This is a genomic window from Vibrio sp. PSi01 (genome assembly GCF_054960695.1).
On the sequence record NZ_JBHNYN010000007.1, the window covers coordinates 35,820 to 54,346 of the forward strand.

17 protein-coding genes are annotated in these 18,527 nt (G+C 42.7%); 7 read left to right on the forward strand and 10 right to left on the reverse strand.

The features are described from left to right. Window positions 1-14 precede the first annotated feature (14 nt). Window positions 15-1,025 carry a DMT family transporter gene (locus tag ACFI6G_RS11925; protein WP_016785109.1) on the reverse strand — a complete coding sequence of 337 codons (1,011 nt, stop codon included), beginning with the start codon at window positions 1,023-1,025 and terminating at the stop codon, window positions 15-17. A 91-nt stretch (window positions 1,026-1,116) separates the two neighbouring features. Between ACFI6G_RS11925 and ACFI6G_RS11930 the strand changes: the two genes are divergently transcribed. Both ACFI6G_RS11930 and ACFI6G_RS11935 read left to right on the forward strand, forming a co-directional pair. Next, window positions 1,117-2,073: a LysR substrate-binding domain-containing protein gene (locus tag ACFI6G_RS11930; RefSeq protein WP_016785108.1), complete on the forward strand. Its 957-nt coding sequence runs from the start codon at window positions 1,117-1,119 to the stop codon at window positions 2,071-2,073. A 30-nt stretch (window positions 2,074-2,103) separates the two neighbouring features. Next, the gene (locus ACFI6G_RS11935; protein ID WP_004730185.1) at window positions 2,104-2,424 is read left to right on the forward strand and encodes a heavy metal-binding domain-containing protein; all 321 of its coding nucleotides are present in this window, start codon (window positions 2,104-2,106) and stop codon (window positions 2,422-2,424) included. Between the two features lie 191 nt (window positions 2,425-2,615). On the opposite strand, the gene ACFI6G_RS11940 is transcribed toward ACFI6G_RS11935, so the two are convergent. Together ACFI6G_RS11940 and ACFI6G_RS11945 are read right to left on the reverse strand one after the other, a co-directional pair. Beyond that, window positions 2,616-3,872: a peptidoglycan DD-metalloendopeptidase family protein gene (locus ACFI6G_RS11940; protein ID WP_016769162.1), complete on the reverse strand. Its 1,257-nt coding sequence runs from the start codon at window positions 3,870-3,872 to the stop codon at window positions 2,616-2,618. A 145-nt stretch (window positions 3,873-4,017) separates the two neighbouring features. After that, window positions 4,018-4,857 carry a tetratricopeptide repeat protein gene (locus tag ACFI6G_RS11945; RefSeq protein WP_010428829.1) on the reverse strand — a complete coding sequence of 280 codons (840 nt, stop codon included), beginning with the start codon at window positions 4,855-4,857 and terminating at the stop codon, window positions 4,018-4,020. 325 nt (window positions 4,858-5,182) lie between these two features. On the opposite strand from ACFI6G_RS11945, the gene ACFI6G_RS11950 reads away from it, so the two are divergent. Next, the gene (locus tag ACFI6G_RS11950) at window positions 5,183-5,650 is read left to right on the forward strand and encodes a cytochrome b (protein WP_010428826.1); all 468 of its coding nucleotides are present in this window, start codon (window positions 5,183-5,185) and stop codon (window positions 5,648-5,650) included. 85 nt (window positions 5,651-5,735) lie between these two features. Here ACFI6G_RS11950 and ACFI6G_RS11955 read toward each other — a convergent pair whose 3' ends face one another. From ACFI6G_RS11955 to ACFI6G_RS11975, 5 genes are all read right to left on the reverse strand, one after another. After that, a complete protein-coding gene (locus ACFI6G_RS11955; RefSeq protein WP_016788110.1) occupies window positions 5,736-6,164 on the reverse strand; it encodes a hypothetical protein in 429 nt (142 codons plus the stop codon). 98 nt (window positions 6,165-6,262) lie between these two features. After that, window positions 6,263-6,529 (reverse strand): hypothetical protein, encoded by a 267-nt coding sequence (locus ACFI6G_RS11960; RefSeq protein WP_010428820.1) that lies wholly within the window; start codon window positions 6,527-6,529, stop codon window positions 6,263-6,265. Between the two features lie 249 nt (window positions 6,530-6,778). After that, window positions 6,779-8,548 (reverse strand): ABC transporter ATP-binding protein, encoded by a 1,770-nt coding sequence (locus tag ACFI6G_RS11965; RefSeq protein WP_016795853.1) that lies wholly within the window; start codon window positions 8,546-8,548, stop codon window positions 6,779-6,781. Continuing rightward, entirely contained in the window at window positions 8,542-10,305 is a 1,764-nt protein-coding gene (locus ACFI6G_RS11970; protein ID WP_010428815.1) for an ABC transporter ATP-binding protein, read from the reverse strand. The genes ACFI6G_RS11965 and ACFI6G_RS11970 overlap by 7 nt, the downstream gene beginning before the upstream one ends. Before the next feature lie 228 nt (window positions 10,306-10,533). After that, window positions 10,534-11,052, reverse strand: a complete 519-nt coding sequence (locus ACFI6G_RS11975) for an NUDIX hydrolase (protein WP_010428812.1) — start codon at window positions 11,050-11,052, stop codon at window positions 10,534-10,536. 369 nt (window positions 11,053-11,421) lie between these two features. Between ACFI6G_RS11975 and ACFI6G_RS11980 the strand changes: the two genes are divergently transcribed. Next, the gene (locus ACFI6G_RS11980; protein WP_016769158.1) at window positions 11,422-11,682 is read left to right on the forward strand and encodes a putative hemolysin; all 261 of its coding nucleotides are present in this window, start codon (window positions 11,422-11,424) and stop codon (window positions 11,680-11,682) included. 164 nt (window positions 11,683-11,846) lie between these two features. Here ACFI6G_RS11980 and ACFI6G_RS11985 read toward each other — a convergent pair whose 3' ends face one another. Next, window positions 11,847-12,725 (reverse strand): YdcF family protein, encoded by an 879-nt coding sequence (locus ACFI6G_RS11985; protein ID WP_016789437.1) that lies wholly within the window; start codon window positions 12,723-12,725, stop codon window positions 11,847-11,849. A 356-nt stretch (window positions 12,726-13,081) separates the two neighbouring features. Here ACFI6G_RS11985 and ACFI6G_RS11990 point away from each other — a divergent pair, with 356 nt between their 5' ends. The 3 genes from ACFI6G_RS11990 to ACFI6G_RS12000 all read left to right on the forward strand — a co-directional run bounded on the left by ACFI6G_RS11990 (window position 13,082) and on the right by ACFI6G_RS12000 (window position 17,390). After that, window positions 13,082-14,452, forward strand: coding sequence for an L-serine ammonia-lyase (locus ACFI6G_RS11990; protein WP_016769156.1), 1,371 nt, complete (start codon window positions 13,082-13,084; stop codon window positions 14,450-14,452). Between the two features lie 474 nt (window positions 14,453-14,926). After that, on the forward strand, window positions 14,927-16,405 hold the full coding sequence (locus tag ACFI6G_RS11995) for a peptide MFS transporter (protein ID WP_032550319.1): 1,479 nt from the start codon (window positions 14,927-14,929) through the stop codon (window positions 16,403-16,405). Window positions 16,406-16,607: 202 nt separating this feature from the next. Then, the gene (locus ACFI6G_RS12000; protein WP_010428798.1) at window positions 16,608-17,390 is read left to right on the forward strand and encodes a siderophore-interacting protein; all 783 of its coding nucleotides are present in this window, start codon (window positions 16,608-16,610) and stop codon (window positions 17,388-17,390) included. A 119-nt stretch (window positions 17,391-17,509) separates the two neighbouring features. Here ACFI6G_RS12000 and gntR read toward each other — a convergent pair whose 3' ends face one another. Next, window positions 17,510-18,511, reverse strand: coding sequence for a gluconate operon transcriptional repressor GntR (gene gntR / locus ACFI6G_RS12005; RefSeq protein WP_081324854.1), 1,002 nt, complete (start codon window positions 18,509-18,511; stop codon window positions 17,510-17,512). Window positions 18,512-18,527: the final 16 nt, after the last annotated feature.

An 18,527-nucleotide genomic window follows, 5' to 3' on the forward strand; every position in this document is an offset into this window, starting at 1 on the left:
TGGATTCTTAACGTTTAACTTTTAACGACAGAACCTAACGCCTCAGAGTTCAAAGCATTCACTGTCGTTATTGGGAGTTGCTTGGTTTTGACTTTATATTGCCTTTTAGCCAGTAATGTATTGGTAATGCTTGCCACGACAATCAGATTAATACCAAGGATCTGCTGGGTAGAGAAGACGTCATCGAAGAACAAGCCCTGCCATAACGCACTGAATAGCATATTAGTAAAAATTAAAGGCGCGAGTTGAGAGCCGCTTTCTGCAAGTTTATAGGCTTTAGAGCGGAAGATTTGCGTATTAATGGTAAACAACGCGAGTCCAAATGCTCCAAGTCCAATCCAACCTAAACCATCAATAGACAGTAAAACTGTTAAGGCGCCATCAGCTTCAAGGACGTCAGGCATAACAGAAATGGAAGTGAATAAAACCATTGGTAACACGAGTATGGCTGCGACTAGAAACGTCCATGCATTTAGCTCTGCTGGCGTAAGGCTCGTCTTAGAGGCTCGATACAAACTCACTTGCGAACCCGAGTTAAACATTCCCGCTAACAATCCTAGCAACAGTGCAGGCCTAAAGAAATCCGAGCCGAATTCAAACTGCGACCAATCCCCTGCCATCATCACTACACCAACAAAAGTGATCGCTAGGCAAACCACCGTGGTTGTATGAACTTTTGTGCCAAATATTAATTTTTCTAACAAAGGAATAAACAAAGGGCCGGTGCTGAATAATACAATCCCCTCAATAAGGGTCAGGGTTTGTAGTGACGTTAGAAAGCACCACTGACAGGCCACCATGAAAATCGCCCGCATCACTAAAGGCTTCCACATCTTTCGTGTCGGTTTGCTAATTTTATAAAAGATCAAAAAAAGAAATAGAAAAAGGCTGGGTAATAAGAAACGCACAAAACTCAGCAACGAAGTGGGCATGGTTTCAGATAGGTACTTAGCCACTAAACCGCTTATAGACAAACTGAATGTCGACAACAACATAAAAGTCGTCGCCTTGGTAATATCAGACATAATTATCACCTCCTATGGCACCTATTTTAGAAGCGTGACGTGATGAAAAATAGCGAGTAATATTAACCATAACTGTAAGGAAAACTTACCTATGAAAAAGCTCGTTCCGCTTAAATCCGTTTATGCTTTTATTGCTGTGGCTGAAACTGGCAGTATGACCGAAGCCGCACGTGTTTTGTATGTCAGTCACTCTGCGGTAAGCCAAGCCATAAAGTCACTAGAACAACTGGTTAATAAGCCTCTATTTCAACGGGTAGGTCGTCGTGTCGTTCTTAATGCCGCGGGTAAGCGGTATTACCGAAAAGTCGCTCCTGCATTGGAGCAAGTCATAGACGCGACAGAAGAACTGGCCAAAACGCCTAACGATCACCGCATTACACTCAATATGGTGAATTCACTGGCGATGCATTGGTGGATTCCTCGAGTCCCCGACTTCCAAGCCTTTGCTCCTTCTCTTGATATCCGTATTTCCACGTTAACCGGCCCTTTTGATATCGAGCAGGAAGGGGTAGATATTGCCCTTGTCCATGGCAAACCTAACGAATGGGATCGCTATTACAGCGAGAAATTAGGCGATGATGATCTGGTATTGGTGTGTAGCCCTACCTTGTTGAAAAACCAAACGGGACTGAGCGTTGAGCAACTCGTGAAACAGAACCCAACCATTGGCGCATTTAACCCTAGGCGAAAGCACGACTGGCAAGTGTGGTGTGATCATTATCAAATCCCAATGCCCGCATTTCATAGCAACCTAACATTTGATATATCCATTCAAGCCGTGCAAGCTGCGATTCGTTCTCTTGGAGTGTTGGTTACCCATCGCTTGTTTGTGAAAGATGACATCAGCCACGGCATGTTAGTGGAACTGGGTAAACCCGTTGCTAACCCGCACCAAGATTTCTACTTTGTTTGCCCAAAAAACAAATTAAAACAAGAAAGTGTGCTAAAACTGAGATCATGGTTAAGGCATGAATTCACACACTCAGAGACAACATTGAGCGATGATACTCAAGGACAAGACCAAACTATCAATCCATGCAGCGAGTAGAAGCTCAACAAGCGGACAAGAGAGGCTATTATGATTATTACCACCACACAATCAGTCGAAGGCAAGCGCATTGTCGATTACAAAGGGGTTATCGCAGGAGAAGCTATTCTAGGCGTTAACGTTTTCAAAGATATGTTTTCAGGCATCCGTGACTTTGTTGGTGGGCGTTCTGGCACTTATGAAAAAGAGCTAGAGAAAGCACGTAACTACGCCTTCAAAGAGCTAGAACAAAAAGCCATTGAAGCGGGCGCAAACGCAGTTGTAGGCGTAGATATCGATTACGAAGTGTTGGGAACAGGCAATGGCATGCTAATGGTATCGGCGAGCGGTACAGCGGTTGTCGTTGCATAGTCAACCCATGCCACTGATAAGCCAAGAAAACGAGATACTAAGCTACTAAGCTACTAAGCTACTAAGCTACTAAGCTACTAAGAAAACAGTATCTGGCTGATGAACTAGTCAACAATTCTCCCTTCCTGTCGAACAGGAAGGGAAATCAACGACCAATAGTTATAGGTTAAATGAGTCGTGGCCACCGTAAATCAACTTGCACTGCTCTTTTGATCAGTAATCAAACCATCAAATGAAGCAATTCGGGCAAGGAACTCTTTCTTATTTTGAGGAAGAATAGAGCTTGCCATTGGTAAGTTCGCCTTCATCGCGTTGACCGCTCGACCACGTACCAAAACTTCAAAATGCAAGTGAGGACCGGTTATACGACCTGTTGCGCCAGATAGCGCAATTTTCTGGCCTCGTTTCACTTGTTGGCCTTTCTTAACTAAGAAACGGCTCAAGTGTAAGTAACGAGTTTTGTAAACACTGTTGTGCTCAATCACCAAGTATTTTCCTGCATATGGGTGATTGCGAATCGCTACAACCCGACCATCACCCGTTGAATAGACTGGCGCACCAACTGGTGTCGCAAAGTCAGTGCCATTATGAGGCGATATACGCCCTGTCACAGGATGCTTTCGGTATGGGTTAAATGATGAAGTAATCCGACGGAACTGACGAGCGACCGGATATCTATCGAAGGCTTGCTCTAAGCTGTTACCCGCTCTGTCGTAAAAGCGACCATCTGGAGCTAAAAAAGCCGCTACTTCTCGGTTTCTCAAGTTAATAGAGATACCTTGAACTTCCGTTTTGCCTGTTAAGTGATTATCGGTGTACTGCTCTTTAACCAACACATTAAAGCTATCACCTGCTCTTAGCTCCCTTGCGAAGTTGATTTTGTCTCTCAAAGTTCTGGTTATATTAGCTATCTGGGCCGTTGTTAACCCCGCTTTATATGCTGACGTCGAAAAACTGCCATGAACGGTGCCTGCATAGAGCTTTTCCTTCCATTCTCCAGGCACTTCATGGAATTGGTAGTCAAAGCTTCCATCATTATTTTTAGTAAAGACAGCCTGTTCTACGAGACTTTCATGGAAAATTAACTCAACGAGCTGTTTAGAGTCACCATCCAGAAGCAACTCTAGATGATCACCAGGTTTTATTGTGTCCAATTTCAAAGACTCAAGATCTGCTTCCATCACCTTTTGAACCGTTCCATAAGGCAGTTTCCATGACGAAAATATGTTGCTTAGCGTGTCGCCGACTTTCACAAAATAATGGACTTTAACGAGAGAGTTGGAACCCGATTGCGAATGCACCTTGGCCACATCACTCGATTGAGAATCTTGATAAGGTGTTATTTTGATAGAGACTTCTTGTACTGGTTCTGAATGAAAAGAGAGCAAAGTAGCAAGAGAAAATGCGCTGATCGCAATAATGATCAGGCCGGAGCGGAGAAACTTCATAAAATATTTAACGGTTTATAACGATGAACTCATTCAAATGTTATAACATAACAATTTAGTTTATTGAACAAGTGAAATGTAAGAAACCGTTCTGTAAATCCAATAAAAAGATGATGGGCTAATAAAGCCCATCGCCTTTCAAATATTACTCTTCGAAAAGAGCCTCAAATCGTTCTAAACCTCTTAGCATCTCAAAATCAGGCTCTTCAGCTAGTAGCTCTCTCATAGAACCACTTGTTTCAATCGAACGCTCTAAATCATCGATAGCTTGACCTTCTGCACCTAATCTAGCGTAAGCACAAGCGCGTTGGTACAGGGCATGAGCATTTTGATCATCTACCTCAAGTACGCGGTTGCACAGACTCATCGCCCAATGGTATTCCCGCATGTCCATTGCAGCATCCGCTTTGTGTGTCAACGCTTCCAAGTCACCCGGACGAACCTTCAAAATTTCATCATAAGTTTCAATTTTTTGTTCAGCAGTCTGGGCATTTTGCGCTCTCAGCCATAAATTGTGAATCTCATTGATGATCTCAATCTCTCGGTTGTTCTCCGATATGATTCTGGTCTTACGCTTAAGGTCCCTTTCAAGAAGGTTAAATTTCTTTTCATAATCTTGAGCAATCGAATTCAGCCGCTGGTCGGCCATTTCTTTGGTGGTATGTTTGAGCTCTTTAAGTGATTGCCACCCCACCAACGCAATGAGTGAAGCAACACCTGCTATAATGTAGAAGAAATACGTCACGGTGACATTCGCATAGTTGAGCGACTTGTCGGCAACAGACAGTTCACGATCGGTCATCTGTATAGTTAGGCGTCTCTCAAGATCTTGTTGTTCCATTCGCAACTGCTTCAACTCATCTAGGATGTAGCGCTCCATCAGTGGTCGGTCTACATACTCTTTGTCTGAGTATTTAACTTCCTCGCTTGCAAGGCTCATGGTTGTTACCAGTGAGAACACTGCAATCAATAGAATTCGAAGCATTTATACTTTCCTTATATGTCTTATCTTTGTGTCACTGTATCTCGTTATGGCAATACAAGCTAGGGAGTCAGATGATTTGCTGTCTCGGCATTGGAATTAACACTCTAAAACATCATTGATAATTATAAAACACTTGAAGCAACATCATTAATTTCTAACTAATAAAAATGCCCAGTATTACTGTTCTATATAATTAATTCGTGATGCAAATATACCGATGATTGATTTATAGCATCCCGTGGAATCTTATATTTATAATAATTAAACCGAGGTTAATTTGAGTAATACGCGATACGATTTAATGAGCCGTGTACTGCACTGAGTCATGGCTTTCGTCATCATCTATGCAACAACCGCAGGGTATGTGATGCACTATGTCACTAGCCATCCAGAACTGTTTTCTTTTCTGTCTGTGCTTAATATGTCATTGGCAACCATTGCAACACCGTTGCTCATTGCACGTTATATTTGGAGCCATTTTCGCTCATCACCGGAGATGCCACTCTCAATCCCAAAGCGACAACAGTGCGTTGCCAAACTGACTCACTCATTGATGTATCTAGTGATGTTCATGGTTTTTAGTTCCGGTTATTTGATGCTGAAAGAGCCTTATTCTCTATTCTGGTTAACGAACGTCAATAATCTAATTACCGAACCTTCAATCAACCACTTCTTTTTCTATTTACATAGTGCCAGTTGCATTACCTTAGCCTGTCTAATTGTTTTGCATATTAGCGCCGCACTTAAACATCACTTTGTCTCTAAAAACTATGTATTAAGAATGATGCTTTAACCAACTCCACGTTACTAACACAAGAAAAATCTGAGTACAAAAAAAAGCCATAGCAAATCGCTATGGCTTTCTTCTTTCGATTTGATTACTTAGTTTGAGTATCAATCATCACTTGCCAGTATTCGCATTTGGCCAAGAATTCTTTTAAGTAAAGCTCTGGGTTAGCAAGCTTCTCGCCGCCTTTCACATCAGCGCCAGTCACTCGCCAAAAGCCACGAGTCACGAGATTTCTGTGGTAAATAAAGTCGTTAAGTTCGTTTGTTTTTAACGGAAGCTGTTCACCAAAGGTTTGTTCGTACAAGCTCAACGTAGCAGCTTGCTCACTTGGTTTCTCTCTTAGAAAGGTATCCAAATCCAGTGACTGCTGTGCTTCTTTCGGTAACGCTTTAGCCAATTTAGAGATAACACTGAACAGAGCCAACTCAACTTTTTGAGACGCTAATAACGATGCACCTAAAAGCGCATGTTCATTGGAAATGTGTTGCTCTGTTGATGAAACGGTTGCTGTTGTCACTGTGTTAACCTCAAATAATCATAACGGGTGTTACTGAACTGGATAGAGTCTTTTAATTAAGCTGAATCTTATTCTTGTCATTAAGAAGAATCTTGCAGCTAAGCAGAATCTTTTAGTAGAACGCGATCAGCATCAATAATAGTGAAGCCTGATGCGTCTTCATTCTTTTCGACTTGTACTAAACCTTTAAAACCAATTTGCGACAATTTCTTCGCAAGCTGATCTGGTGCAGTTTCGAACACAACGTTCATAAAAGGTAAAGACTCCGCGTCAACAAAGCCATGCTCGTTAAACAACTCCATTGCATGAGATAAATAGTCTGAGTCGGTTAATTCAATAATTTCTACAACTTCTTCCAACAACATTTTCGATTCCATATTCGCCAGAAAGTGACTGACACAAGCAACATTCGTCTTGCTCGCATACATCCCGATGCCCAAAGACACCCCTTTAGTAGTAGGGAAATTATAACATATTAATAGTCGTAAAATATGTTTTATTTCCCCTAAGCTATTGGGGATATTAGAAAACTATAGAAACTAGTTAAGTATAGGTGAGGCAAATCTATCCTATTAAAGTGGTGATCAGACGTCGAGCTTTCAAGCGACTGTAGCTTAAGAGTCGTTCGTTGCTACGATTGATTCCTTCAATAAACCGGCATAAACACCATTTTGTATCACCAGCTGCTGGTGATTACCTTGCTCAACGACTTGACCCTTATCTAATACTAGAATCGTGTCAGAGTGACGAACGGTGCTCAGGCGGTGGGCAATCGCAATCACGGTTTTTTCCTTGAAAAGACGCTGCATCGCTTTTTGGATAAAGTCTTCAGTAATAGAATCTACCGAGCTGGTTGCTTCATCAAGCATCATCAGTTGTCCACCTTGGGCAACTGCTCTAGCAAACGAAATCAGTTGCGTTTGACCAACAGAAAGGTTGGAGCCATTCTTTTCCAAATGGAAGTCATAACCTTGAGGGAGTTGTTCAATAAACTTATCGGCATAAACATAGCGCGCAGCCTGTTCAACATCAGTTCTAGATAGGTGCGCTTTTCCCAGTGCAATATTGAATTGGATTGATTCTTCAAACAGGTGCACATCTTGCATCATCATTGAGAACAAATGAGCGGAGTCTTCGCTTGAGATCTGTGACAGCTCAATGCCATTCAACAAAATACTGCCTTGATAGTCTTGATAGGTTTTAGAGATCAAACGCAGAATCGTTGACTTCCCAGAGCCCGTCGAACCCACCAGCGCGATTTGGTGCCCTTTCTGCAACACAAAAGAGACATTCTTTAACACGTATGGAGAGTCGTCTTTGTAACGGAAACTCACGTTCTTAAACTCAAGACTCACAAACTGTTCGAGCTGTTTTTCAACCTTGTTAGATGGCAGCAGGTTGCGCCCTTCCTCTTCTGTCGGCTCAACAAACAACTCTTCAATATGGTCAAAAGCGGCAAATGAACTCTGAATCGAAGCTATTTGGGAGGTAAAGTCTCGAATAGGTACAAACACTTTCTCTAAGGTGTTGATGAAAGCAATCAGCACACCTAAAGTCAGAGCCCCTTCAATAACTTGCTCTGAGCCATACCAGATCATGATTGCGATAGTGACTGAAGTAATACCAGAAATAAACGAGAACAAAATTGCATCGTATTTATTAATCTTTTTCTGCGCTCTCAAGAATTCATCGGTATAGCCTTGATAGCGCTTTTCGACTTGCTCTTCCGCTCGGTACATCTGAACGGTTTTCATGCCAAACAAAACTTCTTGTAGAAAGCCAATACCGCGAGCCAATGTAGAACGGGTAACTTTATACAATGCACGAAGTCGATTTCTCACATACACCGTTAAGTACATCACTGGCGGCATGATAACCAAAACTATCAATGTTAACTGCCAATCAATGAAAAACATCATCACCAACAAAGCAATGGTGTTGATACTATCTTTCACTAAACCGACAACTGATTGAACAAAAGTCTCGCCGATGGTTTCCAAGTCACTGGTTAACCTTGAAAGCGTGACACCAATCGGAGTGTTATCAAAATAGCTGCGTGGGAGTTTAAGCACGCGAGCAAACAATACTGAGCGCATGTCAGTTATCGTGTATTGCCCCGTTTTACGCAGGTTATATGAATAAGTGGTATCCACTACATAGCTAGCAACCAGCACAACAACGAGATAGAAGACATACTCAAGCAATCCATCCATATCCCCATGACTCAGTTGTACATCGATCACTTGAATGATCAGCCACGGGAACAACAAACTCGTGATGACAGAGAGAGGAAGCATTGCGATACCCAGAATCGCAGAGCCTTTGTATTTCTTAGCAAACTTAAAAAAGTGCTTGAGGTACTTGAGATCAACACCTTTTAACATGCTGCTGCCTCCGTTTCATTCTGCTGTAGTTGCCATGTATCGTAATAGTAATCGCACGTTTTCAATAACGTGGCGTGGTCGCCCTTCGCGATCACTTTGCCTTCATTCAAGACGATGATTTCATCCATATATTCAAGGGCATTCACGCGGTGTGAAACCACAAGAACGGATTGATTTTCCAAACGCTTAAACAAGCCTTCTAAGATCCTACGTTCTGTTTCATAGTCGACAGCCGATAAAACGTTATCCATAATAATCAGGTCGGTTGGCTGCAATAAAGCACGAGCAATACTTAATCGCTGCTTCTGGCCACCAGACAACATGATCCCTTTTTCACCGACTAAGGTTTGATCGCCATGCTCAAAGCGAGTGACATCACTGGCTAACTGACTTAGCTCTAAAACCTCATTAACCTGACTCTTCGCTAATTCAGTATCTGAACTACCAAAACGAATATTGTCTTCAACAGTTGCGGAGAACAAATAAGGGTCTTGAGTCACAGTTTTCACGTAACGACGTAAGTCACTGCGTGAGAAGCTAGTGATATCTCTTTCGCCAAGGAAAATAGAACCTTGTGGTACATCCAAGTGGTGGTTCAAGCAGTTCACTAAGGTTGTTTTACCCGCTCCGATTCCGCCTAGCACACCTACTTTCTTACCTGCAGGAATGTCAAAGCTGATGTCATCGAGAATCAGACGTTCTTCACCTGAATAGCTGAAGTTGAGGTTGCGAATAGAGAACGTTTTTCCCTTCAGCGATTCAACGTCTAACTCAGTAAGCTTACCTTCATCAAGCTCTGGAACTTTGGCATTAAGAATGGTTTGTGCACTTTGAATGCCCACCATGCCACGTTGATAAATGGTCGCGATTCTGCCTAATTGCATCAATGGCATTGCCAACAAAACGGAGTAAGTCAGAAAGGCGGTAATCTCACCAAGGGTTAGCTCTTGTCTCATTAACATGTAGCCACCAAGCCCAAGAATGATGATTTTCATCAGGTCATTGGCGTAGTCGAGTACCGGCATAAAGAAGACTTGGATACGTGTAATTTTAAGGCGGCATTCAAGTAATAACTGATTAAGCTTTTCAGTTTCAGCTTTCACCCAAGGTGACATCTGCTGGCTCTTAATCAAGTCAATCCCAGATAGGTAACTCATTAGCTGAGCAGACAGGTTTTGCAGACGTTTCATGTGCTCTAAATGCAGTGCTTTCATGCGTTTAAAACCCACACGGAAAATCACAAAAGCGATTGAGATAGGAATAATCGAATAAAGCGTTAATTCTGGCGATATGCGCCACATGTAAAGAGGTGTCAGCGACAACGCCAACAGCGCATTAAAGAACTGGAGGAAACCCACACCAAACAACAAGCGTATGCCACCAAGATCATTATTGATAATGGATATTAGCCGACCAGAAGCAAAACGCTCATGAAAACTATTCGGTAAACGATTTAACTTTTTGAGCAATGTACTTTTAAGTGCAGCCTCTGTAATTCGCCCTGGATTAAGCGCGTAAATACGAGACAGAATACGTACTACTACCATAGCGACCGACATGCCAACTACCATCCACACATAACTTTGAAGTTGTTGATGGCCACTGGGAGAAGCATCATCAATCAAATCTATGGCGAGTTGAATATAGCGAGGGATCTCAACTTGCAACCAGTTGACGAGAAAAATGAATACAATCGCCAAAAAGTAAGAGGTGCGATTCATGCGCAGGTAATGGGCAATAAACTGTCTTTTATTCATAGTATTCTTTGTTTAGGGCAGGCTCACAGCGAGATTTAGCGATTTAACCGAGCAGTTTAGCTAAATAGGGTCATCGCTGAGGTAAAGGTACATCAAAAACACATAGTTGACAATATCAACCATATTTAATAATTAGTTTTCGCTATTACATTTTAGCATCGCTAGAAACAAGTTTGCCGCCAAAAGTGGCGGCAAGTAAAAAGCTTAACAGGCTTGTATTGATAAAGGCTAAAGCATCTCTTTGGCAATCAAATGCAGCAAAAAGGTTTCACGTTCAATACTCATACCCTTTTTAGGGCTCTCGGCCATGGTCTTCTCGTTGTGAGCGATCGCTTCATGGATATTCATCCAAACCGGTTTCATCCCGTTTTTCACTTCATAATCTTCGTAAGCCGTTTCACCAAGCTCACTATCGATCTTGCATGAGTAGCAGTAAGAAATCATGTGCACTATGTCCGCATCATCTTTGTACCAAGGACGAAATTCTTCAAAAATGCCGAACGGCTTGATGCTATGGATATTCTTAGCGCCAGTCTCTTCTTCCAATTCACGAACCATACCAGCAATGACATCTTCACCTTCGTCCAAGCCACCACCAGGGATGGTGTAGTCGTGATAACGCTCTGTATAAAGCATCAGAATGTCTTCGCCATCTAACACAATGGCACGGGCAGCGTTGCGCTTATAGACCGTTTTATTGTCTAGATGATCGATATCAGGATGGATGGTTGTTTTTAGGTGTCTCATGATTCTGACTGCTTTACTGAATTTGGCGGCATCATATCATAATCATCAATAGATTCGAGGCTCACATCCCCACACAAGTACACCTGCTTTCTCCATGTTGCCTTGGTGAGTTCATGGCTCTCGATTCGCAATAACCAGCGCACACCACTAACCAGCCGAAAGTAGCTCAATAGTCACTTCACTCAAGTTAGCTTGATCAAGCACTCAAAAAGTTATTAAACATAAAGAAATATCAACCTATTTCAATATCTTGACCAAATTAGGACAACCTTTTCTGAAATCTAAAATATACTCATTTCATAGAGCTTCTAAACTGGTTCTGTAGAACTTAACGTATTCACTTTTAGATTTATCACGTAGGAGATGAGCATGAAGAAAATTGGTTTGATGGCTGTATTTGCCGTTGTATTGGGCGGTTGTGCGAACGATTATGCAGAATATAGCGAAGGCCAACGTGTATCAGTGGCTAACCCTGCTGCGGTTTACTGTGTTCAACAGAATGGTGAGTTAGATACTGTTACTGAAAACGATCAACGTACAACTTACTGTGTATTCGAAGACGGTGAACGCATTGAGCAGTGGGAATACTACCGCAACCACCACGAGCAAGATTCAGAAACCCAAAGTTAATCACTGTAATACAACACATGAGCCTTTTGGCCAATGTGACGGGCGGTGATTACGTTCGCGTGATTAAAAAATCGCAGAAGAAGGCACAAAGCTTCGAGCTTACTGTCTGATTGCCTTTGCGAGTTTAAAGGCCGTTATTGGCATCACGAGAAAGAAATAATCACCTATCGCCACCAGCGATGTGTGAGATCCGATTCCGGATCTAAATAACGGTTCAATAAAGTCAGGTTAGTATCTAGCAGTGCTAGATATTCCCTGATTTTTTTTATGTCAGTATCGACAGGAGTTTGCTGGATACAGCGCTCCAATATTGGGAGTAAACTGTCCACAATTTCAAAGTGAGATGAACGCCCAACGAGTTCCTTTGCGGCTATCAGTGCTTCCAAGGACAACCTTTCAGGCTCACGCCTTACGGACTCCAAGTCTCTCTCAAATGCGCCCGCAGAGACACCTTCAAGATAGACTCGGTAGGTCGTCAGTACATCCATCAATAGAAACAATTGCCCTTGAGTACTTTGATGAGGATATGGCACCGCAACATGAGCCTCTAGCTGACGATCAATTTGCAGCTCTACCCCAAGTGCAGAACACTTCTCGACTAGAACCTTAAGCAAACCTTGCTCGTCCATCAACATCTGGATGTCAAAAATACGTTGCAAGTGATAGTCATTAGAAATGAATGTTACCCGTACACTCTGCCCACGAGTAAACAATCCACTGTCAATCATTTCTGAAGCTAGGTTTTGAATATTCTCTACTGTATTTGTCGAAAGCTGTTCTAGTAAAACTGCACTCAGCATAAACGGAACTTCACATTGACTTTCCAGATTTCGAAAATACGCGTGCATTGCATCAGCTTCGGAGATTGTCTGGCCCTTTGTCACTCCACCACAAAATGCAACCGCAGTTTGCTGATTCGACTCTTCTACCAAAAGCTCAGCAAGATATTCAACCAGAGCATCAACTCGACTGATTCCTTCATCAGTCAATTTATTCTCATTAAGTCGCTTACCCAGCACAATAAGGAGGTAATTAACGCTCATTTTATGTTCAAGTCTCGTTTTTATGATTAGATGGAGTGAATTATGTATACAATACTTATTAACAAAAGTATTTTGAAATCCTTATGGGTAGTTCGCAATCATGCTCACGATTGCAAGCATCATCATAAGTGCGCAAGAGTTAACGTGCAGCTATAAAACAAAATAGCACGATCTTGGGTTTCATCGCTCTACGCTTGTTAACACGAGCTTCAATAAAAGAGACGTTTCAAGCAAAGAACCAGTTTAATCGAAAAACTGTTTCACCCAGAGAACACGTTCACTGAAAAAAGTGAAACGAACAAAATACAAATTTTACACAGAGTTCGTTCATCGAACCGTCTTCACAGGAAGTTACTATGCTGTCTATTTTTGACATTTACAAAATCGGGGTCGGGCCTTCCAGCTCCCACACCAATGGACCAATGATCGCTGGGTTCAATTTTACCCAAAAGATTGAACCTGTACTTGGTCAAGTTACCCGTATTCAAATTGACCTATACGGCTCACTATCACTAACAGGCATCGGTCACCATACCGATCGTGCAACCCTGTTAGGTTTACTTGGTAATCGCCCTGACACCATCAAAATAACCAGCGCTAATTTAGCTATGCGTAAAGCAATTGAAGATAAATCTTTGATGGTTAGCGGTAGCCACGAAATTCATTTCGATGCAGAAAGCGATTTACTCTTCCACAAAACCAATCTTCCACTTCATGAAAATGGCATGACTATCTCTGCGTTTGACGCAAGCGGCAGTCTTCTGGAGATGGAAACATACTACTCCATTGGTGGTGGTTTCATTGCGACCGCTGATGAACTGCAACACGGAAAGCAAGAGTCGAAAACACAAGTAGAGTTCCCTTTTTCTTCTGCCGATCAGCTTCTTGAATTGTCTGACCAGAATGGACTTAGCCTCGGTGGCCTAGTCCTGAGAAATGAAATTTCTTTCCAAGGTATGGATGTGATTGATCAGAAGGCGGACCAAATTTGGAAAGTGATGTCACTGTGCATGCAACGTGGTTTTGATACAGAAGGGATACTTGATGGCGGTTTGGAAGTGACGCGCCGAGCCCCTGCTCTTTTGAAAAAGCTTGAGGCGAATGCTTCGATTGAAAACGATCCAATGGAGATCATGGATTGGATCAACCTTTTTGCGTTTGCTGTGAGTGAAGAGAATGCAGCGGGTGGGCAAGTTGTGACATCCCCTACCAATGGCGCAGCTGGGGTAATCCCAGCAGTATTGATGTATTACCACCGCTTCATTAAAGAGCTAGACACTAAACAACTCAAAGATTTCTTGGCAGTATCTGGCGCAATTGGCATCTTGTACAAAACCAATGCTTCAATTTCTGGAGCTGAAGTCGGTTGTCAAGGCGAAGTCGGCGTATCTTCATCAATGGCGGCTGCAGGTTTGACAGCTTTACGCGGCGGCAGTAACGAACAGATCTGTATTGCGGCAGAAATCGCGATGGAGCACTCACTGGGCATGACATGTGACCCTATCGGCGGGCTTGTTCAAGTACCGTGTATTGAACGTAATGCTATGGGTGCAATGAAAGCCATCAACGCTTCACGTATGGCATTGAAACGCACTAGCAAGTGTCTCATCTCGTTAGACAAGGTCATCGCAACCATGTACCAAACAGGTAAAGACATGAACAAGAAATACCGTGAGACATCTTTAGGCGGCTTAGCGGTGATCCACATGGCGCCACCTTGTGAATAGTTAATTTACGGTGAGCGATAGAATAGGGTGAATAGTGGATGTAATAAACTGTTTAATACACTACAACGATTCGTCTAGATAACCTCTCACCCAGGCCGTATTATTATATAACTTAGTTATCAATACCCCGACAAAGCCAGCCGACAAGCTGGCTTTTTTAATGGCTAGAGCCCAACGGCGAATTGAAATGGATAAGTACCTAACAACCGTTACAAGACAGTCAACGTTAATTTTCCCTTTAATAGCTGGTTATTTAACCACGAACACAAATGGCTAAACTTCACGCAACCATGCATCCACTAGCAAAATCTAATATTGCACATTTCATTCATGAAAAATATCAATGGTCTCATGAGAAAAGATATATCGAGTAAAGTTCTGTTTGGGATGCACGTTTCATTTTATGTATCGCTACTAATGATATTATAATTGGGTAATTACACTACATATAAACACAAATGTGAGAATAAAATAATGTGGAATAGATTAAACAAATCAATGATGTTCTGCCAGATGATGTTTGGACTTTCGTTCTATGGCGTCATGGTGATCTTGACTCGTTTCTTCCTTGAAGATCTTAACTACAATGAAGCCGACACCATGATGGTTGTAGGTGCTTTCTCTGCAATTGGTCCACTATTTGCGATTGCAGGTGGCTTTATTGCTGATAAGTTTTTAGGCGCATACCGATCTTTAACCATTGCCTTTCTTGGATTCGCAAGTGGTTATGCTCTACTGGTACTCGGTGCTGCAGCGACTAATGTGCCGATGGCATTATGTGGTATTGCTTTAGCGAGTTATGCGCGTGGTTTGATGTCCCCTTCTTACCCAAGTCTTTACAAACGCACGTTCAAAACTCAAGAAGATTTCGAAAACTGCTACCCAATCAACTACTCAGTCAACAATATAGGTGCTCTGTTAGGTCAATATCTGTTCCCAATGCTAGTTCTTATTGTTGGTTTCAACGGTGGCTTCCTTCTTTCAGCTATTCTAGCGGGTGCCGCGCTTCTGATGATGATCTTTGTTCGCAAAGGCCTTGTTGAAGCCAGTGCTGAAATCGATCAAACCCCTGTAAGCACTAAAAACTGGGCTGCGTTCCTTGGTCTCTCTGCCGCTATGATTGGCTTGGTATTCTTCATGTTCTCTAACATGGATATTGGCCAAAACATCGTCTACGCAATTGGCGGTGCAGCAATCATCTACTTTGTATCTTTGATGATGAAATCGAAGAAGTCAGATATGCTGAAAATGGGCACCATCTTAATCATCACATTCTTGACGACATGTTTCTTCGTATACTACGGACAAATGATGACTTCGATGACAATGGTAGCGATCAACACTATGCGTGGCGATCTATTCGGCTTCATCCCTGTTGCTCCAGAAGCTTCAATGGCAATGAACCCACTGTGGTGTATGGTTGCCGGCCCTATCATTACGGGCATCTTCTCTAAACTAGAAAAGAAAAACATTCACTTCTCTACTGCAACCAAAGTAGGTTTCTCTTTCGTTCTGACGGCAATCGCTTTTGGTATCTTAACAATGGCAGTAACGACCGTTGGTGACGATATTCTGATTCGCCCTGAAGTATTCCTAGCTATCCATTTCTTCCTAGCATTTGGTGAAGTTATTGTTGGTTCTATGGTTGTAGCCTTCATCCTGTCTGTTGCACCTAAGCACATCGAGAACTTCTCAGTAAGCTTGTTCTCTGTTGCAATTGCACTATCAGGTATTGTTGGTGCGGTATTCTCGACCTCTATCGCTCTAGAGAAAGGTCAACAAATCACGCAAGAGATCGTACAAACGGTTTACGGCGATTACTTCCAAATGCTAACTGTTTTAGCGGTAGTGATGGTGGGCATCGCAATGGCTGCATCGTTCATTATTCGTAAGATGCTAGAAGCCGCGAAAACGGCTGAAGAAACGATTGAACTAGAGCAAGCAAACAGCTAGTTCCGCTCGCTTCAACCCTCTCTAATACATCAAGCCCTTTAGTTTTCCTAAAGGGCTTTTTTGTTGAGATTGTTACTAATATAGACGAGAGCATTCAAGTCATGTGACATCTGTGTAAATAAAAGTAAATGATAACCATTAGTATTGAGTATGCTCTGATTCAGGATTATGATGTAGAAATCAAAATCTAAGAGAGCCTTATATGAGCAAGCCTAGCCCCATCACATTAACCGTTACTCAAACCTCAACAATTACACCGAATATGCAGCGTATAACGCTTAGTGGTGAGGGATTAAGTAAGTACCCAACAGAGTGTGCCGGTGGCTACATCAAGCTTTTGTTCTCGCCACTAGGCACGACTGACTTAAGCCAACTGAATGACGGTGAGCGCCCAACCATGCGCACTTACACCATTCGTCAATACAACCCTACAGAGAAGTTTATTGAGGTTGATTTCGTACGCCACATCACCACAGATCTGCAATGTGGCTTTGCTGCAAGATGGGCAATGAACGCAGAAGTAGGTGACACGGTTTCAGTGGCAGGCCCTGGATTAATTCAAGGGCTGAATCTAGAATCGGATTGGTTCTTCTTGGTAGCAGATATGACGTCGCTACCTGCGCTCTCTGCAAAAGTAAAAACGCTTCCGGAAACAGCAACTGGTCACGCTGTCATTCAAATCAATTCTGCAGCAGATAAGCAAGTACTTGAAACCCCTCGAGGCATCAATGTAACCTGGTTGATTGAAGATGAAACCTCAGAGTCACTTTCACAAACCGTGCGTAACACAGAATGGTTAGATGGTCAGGTTTCAGTATGGACAGCGTGTGAATTTGAAAGCATGCGCGAGCTAAGGCAGTACTTCCGCAACGAAAAAGAAGTCGCGAAAGAAAACATCTACATCAGCAGTTACTGGAAACGTGGCGTCACTGAAGATGGTCACAAAGTATTGAAGCAACAAGATGCTCAATCTTTAGCGGGTTGAGCCTGTTACTACATACACTTTTTGCTAGATAAATAGAAAACGCCCTTAGGAAATTCATATCGTTAAGGGCGTTTTAGTTTGAATCCGATGAAGATGAAGATCAAAGCCGAAGTGTAAAATTAAATACTCTCCCCCACTTCAATCTCATAACCGAGGTCCAACTTCGCTATCCATTCTTTATTACCTTGTAGACGCGCTACTACTTGCTCTGCAGCGACTTTACCAATCTGCTCCCTAGGTGTTACGACAGTCGCTAAACGAGGCGTCATCGCCACCGTAATGTCATGTCCGTGGAAACCTGCAATCGCCATCTGCTCGGGTACTTGAATACCACGTCTTACACACTCGTAAAAAGCACCAATCGCTAAGTCATCATTAGTACAAAAGATGCCATTCACTTGTGGGTGTTTCTCAAGTAGCTCACCAATCAGTTTTGCACCAAGAGTAAACGAGGAAGCGTCTTCCGTTTGCAGTGTTACAGGCGGTTTGTTGGCTTCCTGCATCGCATGTTCATAACCCGCCATTTTCAATCGAGTACGTTCATCCATACGTGCCGCTAAGTAAGCGATATTGGTACGCCCCCGGTCGAGCATGGTTTTGGTCATCGCTCGTGCCGCTTCGAAGTTATCAAAGCCAACCGCTTGTTCAATTCTTGGCGATACCGAATCCATAATCTCAATCACTGGAATAGAAACGGTTTGGAGCATCTTACGCGCTCTATCGGTGTGCACGTTTTCTGAAAGGATAATCGCATCAACGTTGTAAGAAAGCAGTGAAGCAATGCTCTGCTCTTCGAGTTCAGCGCTATAGCCATAGTGAGCAATCATGGTTTGGTAGCCTGCAGGTGCGGTAACTTGCTCAATACCACGAATAACCTCAGCAAAAACTTGGTTGGTTAACGAGGGAACTAGCACACCAATCGCATTGCTTTTAGCGTTGGAGAGAATATCTGGCGCACGATTAGGGATATAACCTAGCTCGTCTACTGCATAGCTGATCTTATCTCGCAGCGCTTCTGATACTTGAGAAGAGTCTCGCAGGCAGCGACTGACGGTCATTTTAGTGACACCAACGAGGTTGGCAACATCTTGTAATGTAGGACGTTTTTTCTTATTCGACATAATTAGTAATTATTAT

Coding starts and splice junctions, on each gene's coding strand:
- ACFI6G_RS11975 (WP_010428812.1), bottom strand. CDS start 11,052: ATGAGACACCTAAAAACAACCATCCATCCTGATATCGATCATCTAGAC.
- ACFI6G_RS11990 (WP_016769156.1), top strand. CDS start 13,082: ATGCTGTCTATTTTTGACATTTACAAAATCGGGGTCGGGCCTTCCAGC.
- ACFI6G_RS11980 (WP_016769158.1), top strand. CDS start 11,422: ATGAAGAAAATTGGTTTGATGGCTGTATTTGCCGTTGTATTGGGCGGT.
- ACFI6G_RS11930 (WP_016785108.1), top strand. CDS start 1,117: ATGAAAAAGCTCGTTCCGCTTAAATCCGTTTATGCTTTTATTGCTGTG.
- ACFI6G_RS12000 (WP_010428798.1), top strand. CDS start 16,608: ATGAGCAAGCCTAGCCCCATCACATTAACCGTTACTCAAACCTCAACA.
- ACFI6G_RS11970 (WP_010428815.1), bottom strand. CDS start 10,305: ATGAATAAAAGACAGTTTATTGCCCATTACCTGCGCATGAATCGCACC.
- ACFI6G_RS11985 (WP_016789437.1), bottom strand. CDS start 12,725: ATGAGCGTTAATTACCTCCTTATTGTGCTGGGTAAGCGACTTAATGAG.
- gntR (WP_081324854.1), bottom strand. CDS start 18,511: ATGTCGAATAAGAAAAAACGTCCTACATTACAAGATGTTGCCAACCTC.
- ACFI6G_RS11925 (WP_016785109.1), bottom strand. CDS start 1,025: ATGTCTGATATTACCAAGGCGACGACTTTTATGTTGTTGTCGACATTC.
- ACFI6G_RS11945 (WP_010428829.1), bottom strand. CDS start 4,857: ATGCTTCGAATTCTATTGATTGCAGTGTTCTCACTGGTAACAACCATG.
- ACFI6G_RS11995 (WP_032550319.1), top strand. CDS start 14,927: ATGTGGAATAGATTAAACAAATCAATGATGTTCTGCCAGATGATGTTT.
- ACFI6G_RS11960 (WP_010428820.1), bottom strand. CDS start 6,529: ATGTTGTTGGAAGAAGTTGTAGAAATTATTGAATTAACCGACTCAGAC.
- ACFI6G_RS11950 (WP_010428826.1), top strand. CDS start 5,183: ATGGCTTTCGTCATCATCTATGCAACAACCGCAGGGTATGTGATGCAC.
- ACFI6G_RS11940 (WP_016769162.1), bottom strand. CDS start 3,872: ATGAAGTTTCTCCGCTCCGGCCTGATCATTATTGCGATCAGCGCATTT.
- ACFI6G_RS11935 (WP_004730185.1), top strand. CDS start 2,104: ATGATTATTACCACCACACAATCAGTCGAAGGCAAGCGCATTGTCGAT.
- ACFI6G_RS11965 (WP_016795853.1), bottom strand. CDS start 8,548: ATGTTAAAAGGTGTTGATCTCAAGTACCTCAAGCACTTTTTTAAGTTT.